Annotated in this window: 14 protein-coding genes; all 14 read right to left on the bottom strand. The window is 56.9% G+C overall.

The annotated features are described in order from the left end of the window. Positions 1 to 2 precede the first annotated feature (2 nt). Positions 3 to 1,928 carry a threonine--tRNA ligase gene (gene thrS, locus NLK58_RS19760; protein WP_341581560.1) on the bottom strand — a complete coding sequence of 642 codons (1,926 nt, stop codon included), beginning with the start codon at positions 1,926 to 1,928 and terminating at the stop codon, positions 3 to 5. Between the two features lie 153 nt (positions 1,929 to 2,081). After that, positions 2,082 to 4,688 carry a TRAP transporter permease gene (locus tag NLK58_RS19755; RefSeq protein WP_341581559.1) on the bottom strand — a complete coding sequence of 869 codons (2,607 nt, stop codon included), beginning with the start codon at positions 4,686 to 4,688 and terminating at the stop codon, positions 2,082 to 2,084. A gap of 76 nt (positions 4,689 to 4,764) precedes the next feature. Continuing rightward, a complete protein-coding gene (locus NLK58_RS19750) occupies positions 4,765 to 5,748 on the bottom strand; it encodes a TAXI family TRAP transporter solute-binding subunit (protein ID WP_341581558.1) in 984 nt (327 codons plus the stop codon). 187 nt (positions 5,749 to 5,935) lie between these two features. Then, entirely contained in the window at positions 5,936 to 8,320 is a 2,385-nt protein-coding gene (locus tag NLK58_RS19745) for an MMPL family transporter (protein WP_341581557.1), read from the bottom strand. Positions 8,321 to 8,366: 46 nt separating this feature from the next. Beyond that, complete coding sequence (locus NLK58_RS19740; protein ID WP_341581556.1) at positions 8,367 to 9,515, bottom strand: YCF48-related protein; 1,149 nt, start codon at positions 9,513 to 9,515, stop codon at positions 8,367 to 8,369. 146 nt (positions 9,516 to 9,661) lie between these two features. Continuing rightward, positions 9,662 to 11,050, bottom strand: a complete 1,389-nt coding sequence (locus NLK58_RS19735; protein ID WP_341581555.1) for a DUF1329 domain-containing protein — start codon at positions 11,048 to 11,050, stop codon at positions 9,662 to 9,664. Positions 11,051 to 11,232: 182 nt separating this feature from the next. After that, entirely contained in the window at positions 11,233 to 13,875 is a 2,643-nt protein-coding gene (gene pepN / locus NLK58_RS19730; protein ID WP_117619998.1) for an aminopeptidase N, read from the bottom strand. Positions 13,876 to 13,958: 83 nt separating this feature from the next. Further along, complete coding sequence (locus NLK58_RS19725; protein ID WP_341581554.1) at positions 13,959 to 14,798, bottom strand: DUF2797 domain-containing protein; 840 nt, start codon at positions 14,796 to 14,798, stop codon at positions 13,959 to 13,961. Next, a complete protein-coding gene (locus tag NLK58_RS19720) occupies positions 14,795 to 15,085 on the bottom strand; it encodes a DUF1315 family protein (protein ID WP_341581553.1) in 291 nt (96 codons plus the stop codon). Before NLK58_RS19720 ends, NLK58_RS19725 begins: the two co-directional genes overlap by 4 nt. 165 nt (positions 15,086 to 15,250) lie before the next feature. Then, positions 15,251 to 16,114, bottom strand: coding sequence for a rhomboid family intramembrane serine protease (locus tag NLK58_RS19715; protein WP_117619995.1), 864 nt, complete (start codon positions 16,112 to 16,114; stop codon positions 15,251 to 15,253). Positions 16,115 to 16,160: 46 nt separating this feature from the next. Next, a complete protein-coding gene (locus NLK58_RS19710) occupies positions 16,161 to 17,174 on the bottom strand; it encodes a metallophosphoesterase (protein WP_117619994.1) in 1,014 nt (337 codons plus the stop codon). A gap of 2 nt (positions 17,175 to 17,176) precedes the next feature. Continuing rightward, entirely contained in the window at positions 17,177 to 18,061 is an 885-nt protein-coding gene (locus tag NLK58_RS19705) for an NAD(+) kinase (protein ID WP_117619993.1), read from the bottom strand. A gap of 113 nt (positions 18,062 to 18,174) precedes the next feature. Continuing rightward, positions 18,175 to 19,422 carry a DNA repair protein gene (locus NLK58_RS19700; protein WP_341581552.1) on the bottom strand — a complete coding sequence of 416 codons (1,248 nt, stop codon included), beginning with the start codon at positions 19,420 to 19,422 and terminating at the stop codon, positions 18,175 to 18,177. A gap of 108 nt (positions 19,423 to 19,530) precedes the next feature. Further along, positions 19,531 to 21,600, bottom strand: a complete 2,070-nt coding sequence (locus NLK58_RS19695) for an NADPH-dependent 2,4-dienoyl-CoA reductase (protein WP_341581551.1) — start codon at positions 21,598 to 21,600, stop codon at positions 19,531 to 19,533. Positions 21,601 to 21,604 lie beyond the last annotated feature (4 nt).

Genomic DNA, 21,604 nt, shown 5'->3' with positions numbered 1-21,604 from the left:
AATTAGATCTCCGTCTTTGTTTTGCCCTTGCGCTCAACATCTTTCTGCAAAAGTTGCTCAAACGCTTCAAGCGATAGCGTTCCCAAATCTTCGCCTTTGCGGGTTCTCACCGCAACGGTGTTGTTGTCGACCTCTTTGTCGCCGACGATGACAAGATAGGGAACCTTGTTAAGAGTATGCTCGCGGATTTTAAAGCCGATCTTCTCGTTTCTCAAGTCAGCATTAACCCTAAAGCCCAAAGAATCCCACTTTTTCGCCAGATTCTGACAATAATCACGCTGATTATCGGTGATATTGAGGACCACAACCTGGGTTGGTGCCAGCCAGGTGGGAAATGCGCCTTCGTATTCTTCAATCAGAATACCGATGAACCGCTCGAACGACCCGAGTACCGCTCGGTGCAGCATGACCGGCGTCTTACGCTCGGAATTATCTGCCACATACTGGGCGCCAAGGCGGCCCGGCATGGAAAAATCGACCTGAATGGTACCGCATTGCCATACCCGGCCGATACAGTCTTTCAGGGAGAATTCGATTTTAGGGCCGTAGAAAGCACCTTCGCCCGGCAACAATTCCCAGTCCACGCCCTCACGATTCAGCGCCTCTTCCAGGGCGGCCTCGGCCTTGTCCCAGACTTCGTCGGAACCGACCCGCTTCTCAGGGCGAGTGGACAATTTGTACAGAATCTCGGTAAACCCGAAATCTGTGTAGATCTCGTGCAGCATTCCAATGAATGCCGATACTTCCTTCTGGATCGCGTCCTCTTCGCAGAAGATGTGGGCATCATCTTGGGTAAAACCGCGAACACGCATCAGGCCGTGCAGCGCACCCGACGCCTCGTTACGGTGACAGGAACCGAACTCTGCCAGTCGCAGGGGAAGATCCTTGTAGCTCTTCAGCCCCTGGTTAAAGACCTGAACGTGGCACGGACAGTTCATGGGCTTGATGGCGTAGTCGTGCTTCTCCGACTCCGTGGTGAACATGTCGTCTTTGAACTTGTCCCAGTGACCCGACTTTTCCCACAGAGTACGGGACACCACCTGGGGCGTCTTGATTTCCTTGTAACCATGCTCCTGCTGCTTGCGGCGCATGTACTGCTCAATTTCCTGGTACATCGACCAGCCGTCCGGGTGCCAGAACACCATCCCGGGCGCTTCTTCCTGCATATGGAACAGATTAAGCTTCTTACCAACCTTTCGGTGATCACGTTTTTCGGCTTCTTCCAGACGGTGCAGGTACGCCTTCAGGTCCTTCTTGTTGCCCCAGGCTGTACCGTAAACACGCTGCAGCTGTTCGTTGCTGGTGTCACCACGCCAGAAAGCGCCGGAAACCTTGGTCAGCTTGAAAGCCTTCAGCTTGCCGGTACTGGGCACGTGAGGGCCGCGGCACAGGTCGATGAAGTCGCCCTGGCGATAGAAGGACAGGTCCTCATCACCGGGAATGTCCTCAATGATGCGCACCTTGTACTCTTCCCCCATCTCCTCAAACAGCTTGACGGCGTCTTCCCGGGACATAACAGACCGGGAAACCGGAATATCCTGTTTCGAAAGCTCCTCCATACGCTTCTCGATCCGCGCCAGGTCCTCGTTGGTAAAGGGGCGATCGAACTTGAAGTCGTAATAGAAGCCGTTGTCGATGACCGGGCCGATGGTAACCTGGGCTGCCGGAAACAGCTCCTTGACGGCCATTGCCAGCAAATGGGCAGTGGAGTGACGGATGATATCGACGCCATCTTCATCACGCTCGGTGACAATGGCCAGCTCAGCATCGTCTTCAATGCGGTAGCTGGTGTCTACAAGCCGGCCATCCACCTTCCCGGCGAGAGCGGCTTTGGCGAGGCCAGCACCAATATCGGCGGCGACGTCATGGACGGTTACGGGTTCAGCAAAACTGCGATGGCTGCCATCGGGCAGGGTTACGACGGGCATGGAAAGCTCCTGTTGGTTACTCAGCGGTGATCTATACCAGAGACCACATGTTGACGGCACTGCGCGACACAAACCGCGGGCCGATTCGAGGCGAAGTCTAACAGAAAAAAACCCGACAGGTTAATGCCGGGCTTTTACGGACAGAAACATTGGTCAGGCTGGCTCCACTGCCCCCTCTTCCCTGGCCCGTCGGCGTAACTGCCCGAAGGCAACCAGCCCCAGAAGCACCAGTGCCGGAATGAACATCAGCTCCTTCGGCGGGCGCTCCAGCGGCACCTGAAAGGCATCGATCGTCCAGTCGAAGTACAGGCCAGCAGTTTCGGCCACACTGCCGTAGGACACAAAGTCCACAATCATCTGATCGCCGTCCCGGCGCAGACCAAGACCTGATTCCTGGAGCCGGGCTTCGGGAGTCTCGCCCGCAGGCAATGGCAGTTGCAGGAATGTTGACTTCTCATCGCCATCAATGGTCATACCCGTGGCCTTGATAACAATATCCTCACCCGCCGGAACAGCCTCGATGTATTCCATGATCTCGGTTCCGGGGCGGCTCTCAACCGGCGGATAGACCCTATCCCACCAGAACCCGGGCCGGAAAAGAGTGAACGTTATCAACAGCAGAAAAAGGGTTTCCCACCAGCGGGTGCGGGTAAACCAGAACCCCTGCGTTGCCGCGGAGAAAACCAGCATGGCCGTCACGGCACTGAATACGGTGACCAGAAGATCAAACCAGCCTGTCAGCCCGATCAGCAACAACTGGGTGTTGAAGATAAACATGAACGGCAGGATCGCGGTCCGGATATCGTAGGTGAACCCCTGAACACCCGTTCGAATGGGGTCGGCCCCGGAAATCGCAGCGGCGGCGTAGGCCGCAAGCCCCACCGGCGGCGTGTCGTCCGCCAGTATCCCGAAGTAGAACACGAACAGGTGCACAGCGATGAGCGGCACGATCAGCCCATTCTGGGCCCCCAGTGTCACAATAACCGGTGCCATCAGGGTCGACACCACAATGTAATTGGCGGTGGTCGGCAGCCCCATGCCCAGGATAAGACTGATCACAGCAGTGAAAACCAGCATAAGCATCAGGTTGCCGCCGGAGATAAACTCGACAAACTGGGCCATGACCAGGCCAATGCCCGTAAGCGTAACCGTGCCAACAACGATACCCGCTGATGCCGTCGCCACACCAATGCCAATCATGTTCCTGGCGCCGGTTGCCAGTGAATTCACGACATCCACAACGCCTTGTTTGGTCGCCCCTCCGATTTTTCCCCGTTTGCGGAACAGGTTCTTGAGTGGTACCTGGGTAACCACAATAAAGATCATGAACATGGTCGCCCAGAATGCAGAAAGCTGCGGTGAGAAACGTTCCACCGTAAGGCACCAGATCAGAACCACGACAGGCAAGAGATAATAAAGACCGGTTTTCACCGTGCGCCCCAGTGGTGGCAGCTCGTCCATTGAATCGGCCGGGTCATCTTCCTGCAAGTCCGGGAATTTGGCCGCATAACCCACCAATCCGATATAGATGGCCAACACAACGGGCCCCAGAACCCACACCGCCGCGGCACCAAATACCTCTTTCGTCCAGCCAATTCCGTAGTACACCGCCAGGGTCAGCACCGACAGGCCCAAGAGCATAAAGACCCAGGTCAGCAACCGCTGGGCAAGCGTCGGCTTGTTTGGCCGCTCCAGCCCCTGCATGTTCAGTTTGCAGGCCTCGAGGTGGACAATATAGATCAGGGCAATATAGGAAATCATTGCGGGAAGGATCGCGTGTTTCATCACCTCCAGATAGGAGATGCCCACGTACTCCACCATCAGGAACGCTGCCGCCCCCATTACTGGCGGCGTCAGTTGGCCATTGGTGGACGCAGCCACCTCTACGGCACCGGCTTTGGTGGCTGGGAATCCGACCCGCTTCATCAGCGGAATTGTGAAGGTGCCGGTGGTAACCACATTTGCAATGGAGGAGCCGGAGATGATCCCGCTCAAGCCACTGGACACCACCGCCGCCTTCGCCGGACCACCCTTCATGTGACCCAGGGAGGCATAGGCAACCTTGATGAAATAGTTACCCGCTCCAGCTCTCTCCAGCAAAGCACCAAAAAGCACAAACAAGAACACGAAGCTCGTGGAGACACCCAGGGCAACACCGAACACGCCCTCGGTACCCAACCACTGATGCGAGGCAAGTTTTTCCAGGCTGGCGCCGCCATGGGAAATCACATCCGGCATGTAGGGGCCCGCGAGCGAATAGAAAATGAACACGGCAGCCACAATTGTGAGTGGCAGGCCGAGGGCACGGCGGGTCGCCTCAAGCAGAAGCACCAGGCCGAGCATTGCGATGATCAGATCCTGCAGAATTGGCGCACCCGGCCGAGTCGACAGCTCCTTATAGAAGATGTACAGGTACGCCGACGAGAACGCTGCCAGAAGTGCAAGAATCCAGTCATAAAAGGGCACTGCGTTGGAGGTGTCGCGCCGCCCCTTGATCATGGGGAAGGCGGCAAACGCCAGGAAAGACGCAAACGCCAGGTGGATCGAACGTGCCTCTGTTGAGTTAAACACCCCTATTTCAAAAATGTAGGGCAGTGGCGAAGCAATCCACAATTGAAACAGAGACCAGACCACCGGAATAACAAACAGAAGCACCGCAGCATATCCGGTGCCGGCACGCCCGCCGGTTTCTGTTTGCAGGAACTGATCTACGGCTGAAGTATCTACGGAATCCCCGGAGTTAGGATCTTTGCCGGTCATAGGTATGTCCTGTGAAGGAGGGAAAGGAAACAACAATCGGGGTGGCACAGGCCACACCCGATTGCCCGGTCAGTCGTTATTTGATCAGACCCGCTTCCTTGTAGTACTTCAGGGCACCCGGATGCAGCGGCGCACTCAGGGCATCAGATACCATTTCTGACTTCTCCAGATTGGCAAATGCCGGATGCAGGCGCTTGAAACTGTCAAAGTTTTCGAACACTGCCTTGACCACTTCGTAAACCACCTTTTCGGACACATCGGTAGAGGACACAAAGGTCGCGGCTACCCCGAAGGTGGCCACATCCTCGTCGGTTCCGCGGTACATGCCACCGGGAATGATGGCTTTACGGTAGTACGGATTCTCATCGATCAGCTTTTTGGTGGCGGTGTTATCCACTTCAACGATGACGCTGTCACAGGAAGTGGTCGCTTCCTTGATGGCGCCGGAGGGATGCCCGACTGTGTAGAAGAAAGCATCAATGTTGCCATCACACAGCGCCTGGGACTGTTCTGCCGCTTTCAGTTCAGCAGCCAGTGAAAACTTGTCCATGGTCCAGCCCATCTCATCCATCAGCACTTCAGCCGTTGCACGCTGGCCGGAACCGGGGTTGCCCACGGACACACGCTTGCCTTCAAGGTCTTCAAAAGTCTTGATGCCGGAGCCCTTGCTGGCAACGACTGTGAACGGTTCCGGGTGCAGGGAGAAAACCGCACGAAGCTTCTTGTTGGCGCCGTCGTCTTTAAACTGGCTGGTGCCGTTGTAGGCATGGTACTGCCAGTCAGACTGGGCAACCGCCAGATCCAGCTCGCCCTGGCGAATGGCGTTCAGGTTGTAGACGGAACCGCCGGTGCTTTCTACGGAGCACCGAATGCCATGTTCCTTGCGATCCATGTTCACCAGACGGCAGATGGCACCGCCGGCCGGGTAATAGACCCCGGTCACACCGCCGGTACCGATGGTCACGAACTGTTGCTCCTGTGCGGTCACCGATGCTGAGGCCACACCCAGGCCAACAGCAGCAGCAACGGCAAATGCAGAGGCTTTGAGTTTCAGTGTCATGTGAGTTCTTCCTTTTTCTGGTCGTTATCATCAATTGCCCGCCTTTTGCTGCGAGCGGACATCGCGGTCGTCTTAGAACATAGACCACTTCACACCATAAATAAAGTGTGGATTAGCTCGCTAACCGATTGAGCAGACAACAAAAAAACCCGCAATGCGGGCTTTTTTGTTCGAGTCGCTGCGAATCTTATTTCGCAGTGCGCGCTTTTGCAAGCATTTGATCCGGCCTCAACAGGAACCGGGCGAGAGCCGGCAGCAGCCAGATGGCTCCAACCATGTTCCACAGGAACATAAAGAACAGGAGAAAGCCCATGTCTGCCTGGAACTTGATCGGGGAGAATATCCAGGTAACAACGCCGAGACCCAGTGTTACACCGGTGAACATAACAGCCTTACCGGTGGAGCGCAGCGTCTCGTAATAGGCCTCCTGAAGGGGTTTGCCCTCAAGAAGATACTTCTCCAGCTTGCTGTAGATATAGATGCCGTAGTCGACACCAATACCAACCCCCAGGGCGATAACCGGCAACGTCGCTACCTTGATGCCAATACCGGACACCGCCATGATCGCTTCGCCGAGGACAGAGGTCAGGCCAAGCGGTATCACAATGCAGAGCACCGCGCGGATCGAACGGAAGGTAACAAAGCACAGTAAACTCACCACGCCGTAAACCAGCAGCAGCATCTTGTCCTTGGCGCTGGAAATCACCTCGTTGGTCGCCGCTTCCACGCCTGAGTTGCCTGCTGCCAACAGGAACCTGTGCTCCTCGGTACTGTTGGCGCTGGCGAACTCCTCAACACGTTCAATGACCGTTTCCAGCGTTTCCGCCTTGTGATCCTCAAGAAACACAAGCACGGGTGTCAGACTGCAGTCGGTATTGATCAGCCCCGCCGGTGCCTCACGAATGGACGCGTTGATGATGGTCTGGTTACGGGAAATCTCGTACCACTTCCAGTTACCCTCATTCAGCGCCTTGGTCACCACTTTGGACACATCCGCCAGCGACACGGAAGACTGTATACCCGGTGTGTTCTGCAACTCCCACTGCAAGGCGTCCATGGCACGCAGCACGTTGTACTGGGTGCACTGCTCTTCCGGCGTTTTCACCATTACCACAAGCACATCGGCACTGGTGGAGTAGTTGTCGATGATGTAGGCGTTGTCCTTGTTGTATCTGGAATCCGCACGCAGCTCGGGTGCACCCCGGTCCAGATCGCCAATTTTGAGGTTTTGTTTGTAGTAGAGGCCGAGCCCAAGGCCAATCACGGCGATCAGCAGGGAGATCGGCGCCACGCCCGGATGTGAGAAGTAAGACATGACGCGCCACTTCCGGTCCTGCTTTTCCCCGTGGTTCTGCACATGGCGAATACCGCTCTGGGAGATCCCGATGTAAGACATGATCAGAACATGCAGCACCAGGTTGGTCAGGATAACGAAGGCCACGCCAATACCCGCTGCCACCGCCAGATCCCGGATTACGTCAATCTCAATGAAGATGAGCGTGAGAAAACCGAACGCATCAGAGATCAGTGCCAGCATACCCGGGATATAAAGGGCACGGAAGGCAAGGCGGGCAGCCGTCACCGAGTCAAAGCCCTTGGCCGCCTCAACCGCCATGGCGTTAACAATCTGGACGCCGTGACTGATACCAATCGCAAACACCAGGAACGGCACCAGAACGGAATACGGATCCAGGCCATAACCCATCAACCGCAGAGTTCCCAGCTGCAGGAAAACCGCAATGATCGAGGTAAAGACGGGAACCAGAGTTCCGGCAATCGAACGGGAATACCAGAATAGCAGCAGCGTGGTCAGCAGGATGGTGATGCCGGCAAACCAGGCGATGGAGCCAATCCCTTCAATCAGATCACCAACCTTTTTTGCAAATCCGACAATATGAATCTCAATGTTCGGATTCTGGGCCTCATACTTTTCACGGATCTTTTCTTCCAACTGACGAGAGAATTCGCCGTAGTCGAGAGCCTCACCGGTCTCCGGATTTTTTTCATACAACGGCGCGTAAACAATCGTTGACCGGAAGTTATCGGAAATCAGGCGCCCGACTTCATTGGAGCGCAGAACATTCTGACGCAACCGTTCAAGACTACCTCTTGAACCATCGTAGTTATCCGGAATGACGGTTCCACCCTGGAAACCCTGCTCGGTCACTTCCACCCAGCGAACGTTCGAGGTCCACAGGGATTTAAGACCCGATCGGTCCACGCCATCCAGATAGAAAACCTCGTCCGTGATCTGCTTCAGGGTTTCCATGTATTCCTGAGTAAAGATATCGCCATCTTCAACCTCCACGGCGATACGAACGAAGTTACCGAGATTTTCGAGATCGTCCCGATGCTCCAGCATGTTAACGATGTACGGATGTTCAAGCGGGATCATGCGCTCGAAACTGGCATCAGGCTGGATCTTGATGGCGTTGTAACCCAGAAACAGCGTCAACACGGTAAAGGCAATCAGAATGAGTGCCCGGTTGTTGAAAATCAGCCGCTCCAGGAATGGTTCTGCCTTGGGCGTCGTCAGGTAGTGTTCGCCCTTGTCATGCTTAGGGTTGGACATTCAAAAGCCCCTCTATTATTCGTTCGGTTGTTGCCACATCAGGGCGTTATTGAAGGTTCTTTCCACGGGCGTCTGTAATTTTTACGCCGCCTTCGCCGACAAGCAGCAGATCTGTCCCTGAAATGGGCACCACGCTCATGACCCCATCCCGATCACTACGGAAATTCTCCCGGAAGGTTTCTGCTCCGTCAGTACTGAGAAGGACGGCGCCACCGTTACCCACCAGAGTAATCCGGCCGTCTTTAGCAACGGCGCCGTCGTTGAGAGTTGCGCCAGCCGAATTGGGAATCATGCGCCAGCTCTTGCCAAGATCCGTTGAGAACAGCATGTTGCCTCTCAGGCCAAACGCCAGGACTTCGTTCACCTGGCCGGTACCGATCACCCCAAACAGGGAGCCTTCGTAAGGAGACTCGCGGCGCTCGAACGTCTCGCCGCCATCCACCGAGACATGGATCTGCCCAGCCTCACCAACCACTACCAAAGCGCCACCGGTGACCCGGGTAATGCCATTGAGGTGAAAATTCTGCCGGTTTTCGATCCGGGGTGCCCAGTCCTTCCAGGTTTCACCGCCATCCGTTGTTCGCAGGAACATTCCGTAGGCACCCACAACAAAACCGCGGTTCTCGTTCTCGAACCAGACATCCAGCAGTGGGTTTACCGGCCCGACATCCAGATCAGCCTGCAGGTTTTCCAGGGCAAAGTAGAGGTCGTCAAGTGCCCACTCCAGGTCACTTTTTTCAGATTCGGGAGCCCCTTCAATGCGCTCCTCCATCGCTGCAATCTGCTCTTCCCTGCTCTCGATGGCCAGTGCCGCTGCTCTGATACCGTCAAGCTGAAGGCTCCAGGTGGCACCGGCATCCTCGGTATGCAGAACCACACCACTGTGCCCTACCGCCCAGCCATGAGTTTCTGAACCGAAATCGATTCCGGTCAGGGTGACCGAGACAGGAACTTCACCCTGAACCCAGGTCTCCCCTTCATCATCCGAATAAATGATATGGCCTCGCTCTCCTACGGCCACGATACGATCTCCGGTCCGGGTCGCATCGTTCAGAAGATTCTCCGGGGCCAGATCGGTTGGCCGGGCCGGGGTTTCGATGACATCTGCAAGCGCAAACGCCGCAGGGGCGGACCACGCCATGGAAAGTCCGAGACAGGCCGCTCCCAGCGTCTTGCACATCAACCTATTAGCCATTCAGATTGCCTATTGTGTTGTATTGAACTGTATCTCTGACCGGCCAAGCCGGGAATAACTGTGAACATACCGGCCACCTCATGGTGGCCGGTATGTCGGGTCGCCACTTCCTATGGACGGGGGCGCATCCCTTGATCACCCAGGCCTTATCGAACGCTCCTGCGGCGCAGGGACGCGGGAGAGAAGTAACGCTTGTTCGGAACCTCGTTGGTGAACACCCGGGTATTGGCCTCTTCGGTATCAAGGCCAAGCACGTGATAACGCCGGGCCTGAAGGTCATGATAGACGTCCAGCACTGTCCACACACCCGGAAGTTCGTAATAATTTTTCGGCAGACCCATGGTCACCCGCCAGAGTTCGCCACGGCCGTCGTACTGGTCCAGCAGAACGGTGTTCCAGCTGTCCTCATCAATATAGAAGCGGCGCTTGCCGTAGATGTGGCGCTCACCCTCCTTCAGCGTGGCTTCAACCACATGGACCCGGTGCAACTCCCAGCGGGTAAGATCGGGATTCAGGTGGGAAACCCCCAGGATCTCCTCGTAAGGCGTACCCTTCTCGCCGATCCGGTAATTATTATAGGGGATATAGATTTCCCGCTTGCCCTCGTAGCGCCAGTTGTACCGGTCCAGGGCACCGTTAAAGATATCCGTGTCATCGGCGGTTCGCAGGTTGTCCGCGGCCGCGATCGGTGAATCATATCCCAGGTTCGGCGCCCGGCGCACACGGCGCTGGCCCGCGTTGTAACCCCATCCGTTCCGCGGATTGATGATCTGGTTCAGAGTCTCGTGAACGAGAATGGCACCGCCGGCAAGGCGGGGGGGAGACTGGGTGAACGACAGGTAGTAAAAAATTATGTTATCGAGATCTTCTTCACCACCTTCGGGGTTGTAGAAGTTGAAAAATGCTTCCTGCTGTGACGTAACCAGGGTGTAGGCACCATTGGTCTGGACAGCCACCTCACTGGAGCGACGGGTAAGCGATACACCGCGCCAACGGGTCAGATGGTTCCAGATTGCCTGCCAGGCTTTCTGCTCGTTGTCGCCATGCAGTATGGGAAAGGGGTAGCCCCCGAACGCGCCTTCGAGGCCCTCACCCTGGCCGACGATTTCCGCATTCACCGCGTTCTCGCGGGTGTTCTCCGCCACCCAGTCGGGAACTGCATGGGTTCGACGGGACTGGTACACCGGCACACGGAAAGTGGTCGGATAGGTTTCCAGCAACGCTTTCACACCATCCGTCAGATAGTCCCCGTACTGATCCATATTGGCAGGCGTGATGGTGAAAAGGACGTCATCGTCCGGAAACGGATTTATGTGGTGTTGCCCGCTGCCCTCATACCCGGGAGGTGGTTCTGTCAGCCCCCCGGTCCAGGCCGGAATAGTACCGGCACTGTTACCGGCCTTGGGGGAGCCAAAAGGGGTCAGGTCCTGGCCCAGACGGGCCGCTTCACTGGCGGAAACCGCCGACCAGGCAGGCGACGATGCCACGGAAAGAACCAGCAGACCGCCGAGAATCGCATTTTTGTTGTAACTCATTGTAAAACCTTAAGTGCGTCTGGAAGCCTCTGAAGAGGCATTTTATTGTCATCTGATGGAATTTCAGACCTTCAGCCAGATTAACGGATCACGCCTTAAAGTCTATCGACCGAAAGTGCGATTTTGTATCCGGCTGTGACAAAGCTCCCGGTCACAGCCGGCTACCTGAACCACCTTCGGATTCAACCGGCAAGGCTCTTGTGCACCACCTCATAGACATCCCGGGACAGGCCGTCTTTGTCGCGGATACGTTCCAGCGCGGACTTCATCGGCCCGCTGTAGGCCGGCGCAAACTTTTGCCACCGGGTCAGCGGCGTCACCAGGCGCGCCGCGATCTGCGGATTGCTGTCATCCAGCCGGCAAACCTGATCTGCCAGGAAGTCATAACCGGAACCGTCCGGATTGTGGAAAGCCGCCAGGTTCTGCCCGGCGAATGCACCTACCACTGAACGAATCTTGTTCGGATTCTTCCAGTCAAAGGCCGGATGCTCCAGCAACTTCCTGATATCCGGCAGCTGCCCGGCCCGGTCGCTGGCCGCCTGTACGGAGAACCACTGTTCAACAACCTGCGGATCGTCCCGGAAGCTGTTGTAAAACTCGTCCAGGGCCTGACGCCGGTCATCTTCATAGTCGGAGTTGACCAGCGCCTGCAGGGCACCCATCCGGTCTGTCATATTGTCGGCTTGGTTCAGCTGGCTCACCGCCAGAGTGCGGCCTTTCTCATCATTGATCACCAGCAGCCAGGCGAGCGCGGTATTACGCAGGCTGCGACGGGCAATGGCCTCTGGAGTCACCTCATAGGCACCGGTTTCGAGATTACGCTGGTAACACGCCAGTAGCTCGTTCCTCAGGGCGTGAGCCAGGCATTTAAGCACTGTTTCGCGGGCCTGGTGAATCGCGGGAACATCGGCATTTTCCGCCAACTCAATCAGATACGCCTCGGACGGCAGCTGAAGCATTTTTGCCACCAGTGCCTGATCAAGATCCGTATCGGAAACCAGTTTCCGGTAAGCCTCAACCAGCCTTGGCTCCACTTCCGAGCCATCCGCGGCACCCACCAGGGACTGAATCACGTCCACCGCCAGCCTCTGGCCGGCATCCCAGCGGTTGAATCCGTCCGGATCGTGACTCATCAGGAACAGCAACTGCTCGCGGGTCCACGGATAGCGAACCCGGACCGGCGCCGAGAAGTGCCGCAGCAGAGAGGGAACCGGCTTCGCCTCAACGCCATGGAAGTCAAAGGTATGGACGGCCTCGGTAAGCTCAAGCACGCGCTCTGTGGGCGCTTCAGACGCATCCGCCTCCAGCTGCAAGGGCAGTGGCTGACCATCCTGCCCCAGAAGTCCCAAAGAAAATGGAATGTGCTGGGGCTTTTTATTGGTCTGGCCCGGTGTATCCGGAATGTTCTGCTCAATCGTCAGTCGATAAATGCCCGGGCCGGCGTCGAATTCATCGGAAACGGTCAGCACCGGCGTTCCCGCCTGCTCGTACCACAACCGGAACTGGCTCAGATCACGGCCCGAAGCATCCTCCATGGCTTTTACGAAATCGTCGGTGGTGACCGCCTGGCCGTCATGGCGCTCAAAGTACAGATCACTGCCCTTGCGGAACATGTCCGGTCCCAGCAGGGTATGGATCATGCGCACCACTTCCTCCCCTTTCTCGTAAACGGTCAGGGTGTAGAAGTTGGTAATTTCCATATAGGAAGCTGGCCGAACCGGGTGCGCCATCGGGCCGCTGTCTTCGGCAAACTGGGCGGTGCGCAACAGGGTGACATCTTCAATCCGCTTGACGGTGGGCGAGCCCATATCTGCTGAAAACTGGGAATCCCGGAATACGGTGAAGCCTTCTTTCAGGCTCAGCTGGAACCAGTCACGGCAGGTGACCCGGTTCCCGGACCAGTTGTGGAAGTATTCGTGGGCGACGATGGCCTCGATGCGCTGAAACGCTATGTCCGTTGCCGTTTCCTGGCTGGCCAGCACGCATGAGGAGTTGAAGATATTGAGGCCCTTGTTTTCCATGGCGCCCATGTTGAAGTCGTCCACCGCCACGATCATGAAAATATCCAGATCGTATTCCCGACCGTAGACCTCCTCATCCCAGCGCATGGACCGTTTCAGGGAATCCATGGCGTGATCACATTTCCTGGCGTTCCGGGGCTCCACATACATACGCAGATCAATGTCACGGCCGGAGCAGGTGGTAAAGCTGTCACGCTTCTCCACAAGATCCCCGGCTACCAGGGCAAAGAGATAACAGGGTTTGGGGAACGGATCTTCCCAGGTCACGAAGTGGCGCCCGTTTTCCAGCTCGCCCTTCTCGACATCGTTACCATTGGACAACAGGATCGGATACGCCTCCTTGCTGGCCTCAATGCGGGTGCGGAAGCGTGCCATAACGTCGGGACGGTCCGGGAAGTAGGTAATACAGCGGAATCCCTCGGCCTCACACTGGGTACAGAACATGCCCGAGGATTTGTAGAGACCTTCGAGCCGGGTGTTATTCTGGGGCTCGATCCAGGTTACGGTGGTCAGACGGAACCGGTCCGGTACAGACCGGATGACCAGCTGATCGCCCCGGTCCTCGTAATCGCTCGCCGCCAGTTTGGCGCCATCCAGGGCAACGGACTCCAGCTTCAGGCTGTCACCGTCAAGCTCCAGGGGTGCCGATGCCTCGGCGGACTCAGGATTCCGACGAAGTTCAAGCGTGCTGTGTACCCGGGCACCATCTTCAAAAAGCTCGAAGGTCAGTTCCACGGTATCGACCAGATACGCGGGCACCTTGTAATCGCTCAGGTAAATGGTTTGTGGCTGGCTGGTACGCATTGGTTTTCTCCAGAATTCGCTGCCTGCATGGACCAAAAATCAGGGTCCGGAGGCATGAACGGAATGGCCGGGTGGGGAGCGGTTCAGCGCTCCGCAACCCGGAAACGGACTTCATAACCGGTGAACTTCCTGATGTTCATTACACCGGTATCAAGAATAAGGTACTGCCCCTTGATGCCTTCAAGGACGCCTTCAACTTCCGGCGTTTTGTCGAGGTTATGGGTTTTGATCTTCTCTGGCCAGACCTCAACGGGATAACTGAGGCCGAGCCCCTGCTCATCCACCTCACGGATAGACTCCTGGCCGTGAGTTTCTCTCAGTGCTTCAAGATCCCCGGCAATCAGCCCCAGAATTCTCCAGCGCTCTTCGGCCAGGTCCAGCTCCGGTACGTCGCCCTTGAGCATCGCCCGCCAGTTGGTTCGGTCGGCAACGTGGGCCTTGCAGGCAACTTCCACCAACCCGGCGATGTATCGGGTCGCAACCCGCACCATGGGAATGGCATCTACCGCGCCCTGGTCAATCCAGCGGGTCGGCACCTGGGAGGCTCGGGTGATGCCCACCTTGAGACCGGATGAATTCGCGAGGTAAACCACGTGCTCCACCATACAGTGGGTCTCGCCCCACTCCGGCTCACGACAGGTTCCCAGATGATAATGGCACTTTTCCGGGCTCATGATGCAACTGTCACAGGCTGCCAGCTTGCGAAAACAGGGGTAGCAAAACCCCTGGTTGAAGCTCTTTTTAGTGGTTCGGTCGCAATGGATACAACGAATGATGCCGTCGAAATCAAACCGCAACGGCCTGCCAATCAGTTCGTTCAGGGGTATACGGGTATCGCCGACGGCAATGGTGTAGGCCACCGGAGTTCTCGCCTCTGCCGGCATTTTCCGAAGCCGACCGGTTACATCAATGGTTTTGCTCAAGACTTGACCTCAACAAACTGGTCCGGATCTGCGTCGCCGTTACTCTGATTACGCTTTACGGAGGGATCGCAGGCGGTTCCCGCCTTGCTGCCTCTGTCGAGGTAACCCACACGCTCCTCTTCGGGAATGTTGTGCAGATTTTCGTAATAGATGACTGCCTCCAGGCTGATTTCCCGCTGCTCGGGAGTCAGCTTGCGGCCGTCGGGCCATTTTCCGAGCTCAATGGACTGCCGGAGGCTCCGGTACACATTGGGGTCCAGCCGATCAATCAGTTCTTCGTAAGTCATCCCGCTCTCCTGAAAAAACGTTCATAAAAAAGTGGCGGAATCGTTTGACAGAATCAAACGATAATGATTATCATTAACTCACCAAATGACGACGGTCGTATCATTTGGTCTCTCTCATCAGGAGCTTACAGCTCTTTTCACGCCCCACCTCTGGTGGGGCTTTTTTTATACTCCGCGTCTGGCTCTTACGGGCAAAATCACCGCAAGGGCCAATCCCGCGACAAATCCTCCCAGATGGGCTTCATTTGCCATACGCCCGAGACCGAGCATTTCAGGAAGCGCGGTAAAACCGATCACCATCCACACCACGGCAAAGGTTACCAATGCCGGCGGAAACTGGAACCTTGGCGCAGACCGCTGGCTCAGCCAGCAATAACCCAGAATACCGTAGACAAAGCCGGACAGCCCGCCAAAAAGGGGCCCGGAAACAAAGTACTGCAACCCGTTGGAGACCAGGCTGGTCACCAGGAAAAGAGTGACCAGCCGTCCCCGCCCGTCAAACCATTCAATCTGACTGCCCAGGAACCAGAGCATGACCGAGTTGAAAATTATATGGGTCCAGCTGAAGTGCAGAAAATCCGGAGTCAGCAGACGCCACACCTGGCCACTGGCGAGAGTCGCCGACAAGGCATCAATACGACCGGCCATGGTGCTCCAGTCATAATCACGCGGGTCAATCATCATCAGTGTGGCAGCGAGTTCATTCTGCCCCATGGCTGTGAGCCAGACCATAATCACTGCAAAGCCGATGATGCCCAGAACCAATGGCGCATGGCGAGGCGAAGGCTGCCAGCGCCCGCCAACAAAAACCGGCGACCGGTTCTGGCGATCAACCGCATCCCGGAGCTCCGGTTCCGCCATGAAGCGCTCAAGGGCTGCAAGCACCGGCTCAGCGTGGGCCGGATCCTCCAGCCAGATCACCTGAAAACCACCCTCCTCGGCAATCCGGTGAGTAACACCCTGCCCGTTCAGCCAGCGGCTGAAGCCGGCCAGATTCACCGTGGTATCCACCTGTTTGACTCGGTACACCGTTTTTTACTCCGCCTCCAAAAATGGTTGGGCCGTTCTATACGGACTAGCGTGCAACACTGTCTTCACTGGTGGGATAATCCGGCTGCTCCGGCCGTTCCACCTCTACCCAGACAAACTTGTCCCGGGAAAGTGCCCGCTCTCCGTCCATCCGGTAGGCCACCAGCCGACCGTACTTCACGGCGCTGAAATCAATACAGGCAACGTTGGACTTGAGCGGGGCTGGCTCACCCTCCATCCAGTAATGCCCGACGAAGACCGGCGGTGCGCCCAGGGGATAGCTGATCAACTGCTTTCGCTCGTTCTCCGTTAACACACGGCGCGCCACTTCCGGCGGCAGTGGGTCCGGCTGGAACACAACATCGGCATACGTGTGGGGATCGTCCGCCCAGAACTTGGTGCGGAAAAACTCGCGGACATAGCCGTCCTTTCCGGTAATTGACATGCCCTCGGGCAGCCGTAGATCCGTGCCACGGAGAAGGGTATCCATCACCTGCCCGGCGAAAGATTCAATGGCCGCCGAGGCGTGCAGGAAATCCTCATCAATACAGGCACCTCCCTGCACCCGCTTGAATTTCTCGATCAGGTCGCCATCCCAACAGGCATGAACCGCACGAAAACTCTCGTCCTCAATGAACAGGGGAATAGTGTAAAACCACTCAAGAAACTCATTCCACTCGTGGGGGTAGGCTTCAAACTGATCAAGTGTCTCCTTGATCAACCGGTCATGACGGGCGTTGTGCTCTCGCAACCACTTCTTGCCACTGCCCGGACGGGCTCGGGTACAGTAGCCCAGAGCGTTGTATTCGTGGTTACCCATAACAATCCGGGCCGAGCCGCGCTCCACCATGTCTCTGACAAGGTGCAGCGCTTCCCGGATACGGGGGCCCCGATCAATGATATCGCCAATGAAAATGGCCTGCCGGCGCGGGTGCCGGTACACACCGTTGACCTTGCGATAACCCATCTGATCCAGAAGCCTGGCGAGCGTGTTCGCACAGCCGTGTACATCGCCAATGATGTCATAACCGCGGCTTGCGGTTTGTCTGTTTCCAGCCATGATCAACTCGCTGATATTTCGCTAGCCCAGCCAAGCTTGTCACGGCAGGTGGCGTAGAAATTGTGATCGGTGGGATGAATCAACCGGATCTTGAACGGCTTTTTGGTGATGCGGATGATATCGCCCGGCGCACAGGCGATGTTCATCTGCCCGTCGAAACTGATTTGCGGATAGGTTTCGTTGGTCTCACCGATCACCAGCTTGATTTCACTCTTGCCGTCGACCACGATCGGCCGGCTGCTGAGAGTGTGGGGAAACATCGGCACCAGAACAATGGCGTCCAGCTTGGGATGCATGATCGGCCCGCCTGCCGACAGTGAGTACGCCGTCGATCCCGTGGGCGTGGAAACGATCAGGCCGTCCGAGCGCTGGCTGTAGACAAAGTGACCATCAATGAACAGGTCAAAACCGATCATCCGGGTGGATTTACCCGGGTGCAGCACCACATCATTCAGTGCAGTACCAAAGCCAAGGGGCTGACCGTTTCGCTCCACATTGCCATCCAGAAGAAACCGGGTTTCTTCCATGTATTCGCCCTGCAGCACCTTGCCAAGACGCTCCTCCAGGTCAGACGGAGAAATATCGGTCAGAAAGCCCAGCCGGCCACGGTTTACCCCAAGCAGGGGAATCTTGGATTTTGCCAGTTCCCGGGCGGCCCCCAGCAAACTGCCGTCGCCGCCAACCACGATCACCAGATCACAGATTTCGCCCAGCAGCTTTTTGCTCGCCACCTGCAGGCCGTGGCCAGGGAGCATACTCGCGGTATCTTCCTCGAGAATGACGTGGTAGTTGTTGGCGATCAGATACTGTTTGAGCTGGCGCAGTGATTCAACCACTTTAACGCTGCCCATCCGGCCAATCACACCAATGTTCCTGAACTGATCCATGAAGTTTCCTGTGGCGTCGGGATGCGGCGGGGCCAGACGAATCCGTTACCCCCGTGACAATCTGGCGTACAGTTTAACGAAAGTCACCCCGATACTGAAAAAACTTCCCACACTCAGTCCCGGTGTTTCTCGCAGCGGTCATCAATCCCCGGACGGAACTCCGCCGGCTGGCTTATCCGAAGGATGGGCTCTTCACAGAACTTGCCACCTTTGCCCTCGTGCTTGCAGACTGGGTTTTCGTAATGCTCCAGCCACTCCCGGTAGGCAGGCTCATTCATGCCGCAGCGTTCTGCCGCGTAGGCGGTGGGGTTATTGAAGTAGGTTTCGATGTCTTTGAAGGGCAGCGTCACATGGCCAACGCCGGGCTGATAAGCCACCAGGAAAACGGACTGGCGTTTAAGGTGATCGAGGATGGAATTTTCGGCGGGCTCCCGGTGCCGAAGCTCATGAATTTCCTGCTCAAGGGCTACAATCATGTCGTTCCGGAGTTCCAGCTCCCGCTGCCGGCGCTCAAGTTGCTCCCGCAACAGCACCAGCTCTGCATCCACGCTGGCATCGTCCTGCTGCTTGCCCTCACCGCTGGAGACCATCTGTTCCTGCATGGTCAGGTATTGCTCATTACGTTCCGACAGGCGCTTCTTGAGCTGCTCATTGCTAAGGCGCTGGCGCTCGTATTTCTGCTCAAGATTTGCCATTTCACTGCGCAGGCCCTGCATTTCCAGCCGATGCTCCCGCTGGATATCCGACAGGGAATCCCGGTGAACGCTTTGTAGTGTCTTGATCCGCAGGCGCTGTTCCCGGATAAGCTGTGCCAGGCGGGAGCGATTCGCGGCAGCCGCGGACTCTTCCGGATCGGCCGAATCCTCGGCCTGGGCACTTAGAACCGGAATGTTTTCTTCCTGAACCGGTTCAATCTTGCGGAATTTGAGGTTATTCGCCTCAACCGCTTTGCGAATCGCCTGAAAGTGGTTGTTCCCCGGCGTCATATCCGGGTCCCACAGATCTTCCTTGTACTGGGGATCAGGGCACTGGCTACGGCAAACAAGGCGGATAGCGCCACCACCCATGTCGGGCCCCTTGGCACCACGCCCTGCCAGCGCCTCAATAGGCACGTTCCAGTGGCTGTCTGCCCGGCCCTCCTCATCAAACCAGATCCGGAAAAACACCAGAGCCTGCACAAGAAGATCATCACTCAGCTCGACCAGAACCGCCCTGACTTCGGTTTCGGCGAGATCAGACAGGCCCACATAGCCGTCCAGGAAGGCGCCGAATTCGCTGGCACGCATCTCGCGCGCCACCTGGCTGCCCTCCATGAAAAATACCGCCGAATAACCCTCGGCTGCCTGGCCGGCAGACTCCATTGCTGACTCCCATGATTCAAAGATTGGACTGACTCAAACGTAATAGTCTAGCCAGACAATCCTTGCTGCACAGGGAAAAACTGCAACATTTTGTGATCGTGTTTGCGCTTACAGCTCCGCAGCCAGGCGACTTCCCTGATTGATGGCCCGCTTGGCATCCAGCTCCGCCGCGACATCCGAACCACCGATCAGATGAACCGGCAGCCCGGCAGCCTCCAGATCCGCCTGCAGTTCACGCAACGGCTCCTGCCCTGCACACACGATGATCGTATCCACGGGCAACACCCGATCCTCACCGTGCTCTGCCCCTTTCGGCGTAACCGTGATATGAAGCCCTTCGTCATCAATCTTGCGGTAGGTTACCCCGGGGACCATCTGAACCTCTCGATTCTTGAGAGAGGTACGGTGAATCCAGCCCGTGGTCTTGCCGAGGTTTTTGCCTACCTTGGAGGCCTTACGCTGGAGCAGGTAAACCTCGCGGGCAGGTTCGGGAACCTCTGGTGTAACGCCCTGGATGCCGCCGCGATGCTCAACGCTCAGATCGACACCCCACTCACGCATGAAGAGTTCGGTATCCAGCGCCGCAGAGGTCCCCTTGTGAACGATAAACTCGGAGACATCAAAGCCGATGCCACCGGCGCCGATAACCGCCACTCTCTGGCCAACCGGTTTGCGCTCCAGAAGAGCATCCAGATAGCCAATCACCTTCGGGTGATCAATTCCCTCAATGTCCGGGGTCCGCGGCTTGACGCCGGCAGCCAGAATCACCTCGTCAAAGCCGCCGGCCTTGAGATCATCGGCGCTGACCCGGGTATTCAGCCGCACATCCACCTGATACTTGTCCAGCATGACCCGGTAGTAGCGAAGGGTTTCAAAAAACTCTTCCTTGCCCGGAATCAGCTTGGCCACGTTGAACTGGCCACCAATTTCGCTGCCGGCGTCAAACAGGGTTACTTTGTGGCCCCGCTCCGCGGCCACAGAGGCAAACGCCAGGCCCGCAGGACCCGCACCGACCACCGCAATGGATTTCGGCGCAGACGTTTTCACGTAGGTCAGCTCGGTCTCGTGGCAGGCCCGGGGATTTACCAGGCAAGAAGTCAGCTTGCCGCTGAAGGTGTGGTCAAGACACGCCTGATTGCAGCCAATGCAGGTGTTGATCTCATCGGCCCGGTCTTCCGCGGCTTTCAGGACCAAGTCAGCGTCCGCGAGGAAAGGACGGGCCATGGACACCATATCGGCATCTCCTTCGGCCAGAATCTTTTCGGCAACATCCGGCATGTTGATCCGGTTGGTGGTTACCAGCGGAATACTCACCTCACCCTTCAGGCGCGCAGTCACCTTGGTAAAGGCACCGCGGGGAACCGACGTGGCGATGGTGGGCACACGGGCCTCATGCCAGCCGATACCGGTATTGATGATGGTCGCGCCGGCCTTTTCAATTTCTTTCGCCAGGTACACCACCTCTTCCCAGGTGCTGCCATCTTCAATGAGATCCAACATGGAGAGACGGTAAATCAGGATAAAGTTCTCACCCACCCGCTCACGAACCCTGCGCACAATTTCAATCGGCAGGCGGATACGATTCTCGTAGCTGCCACCCCAACGGTCGGTCCGATGGTTGGTATGGGAAACGATGAACTGGTTGATGAAATAGCCTTCCGAACCCATTACCTCAACGCCATCATATCCGGCTCTCTGGGCCAGGGCAGCACAATCTGCATAGTCCTGAATCTGCTTCTCAATCCCTTCCTCGTCCAGCTCTCTCGGCTTAAACGGGTTAATCGGTGCCTGAATGGCGGAAGGTGCGACCAGCTCAGGAGAATAGGCGTAACGGCCAGCATGAAGAATCTGCATACAGATCTTGCCGTCTGCGCCGTGCACCGCGTCGGTGATGATCCTATGCTTGTCTGACTCTTCTTCAGTGGTCATCTTGGCCGCATGCTGGAATACCCCGCCTTCGACGCTGGGCGCGATACCCCCGGTGACAATCAGGCCGGCACCGCCACGGGCGCGCTCTGCGTAAAACGCCGCCAGACGCTCAAATCCGTTCCTGGCCTCCTCAAGGCCGGTGTGCATGGAGCCCATCAGCGTACGGTTGCGCAGCTTGGTGAACCCAAGGTCCAGCGGCTCAAGCAGGTTCGGATATTTGGCAACGCCCGGCGTCGTACTTGCAGTCATATTC

The sequence above is a fragment of the Marinobacter metalliresistant genome, assembly GCF_038098645.1.
Taxonomy (GTDB): domain Bacteria; phylum Pseudomonadota; class Gammaproteobacteria; order Pseudomonadales; family Oleiphilaceae; genus Marinobacter; species Marinobacter metalliresistant.
This window is presented reverse-complemented; position numbering and strand designations above follow the sequence as displayed.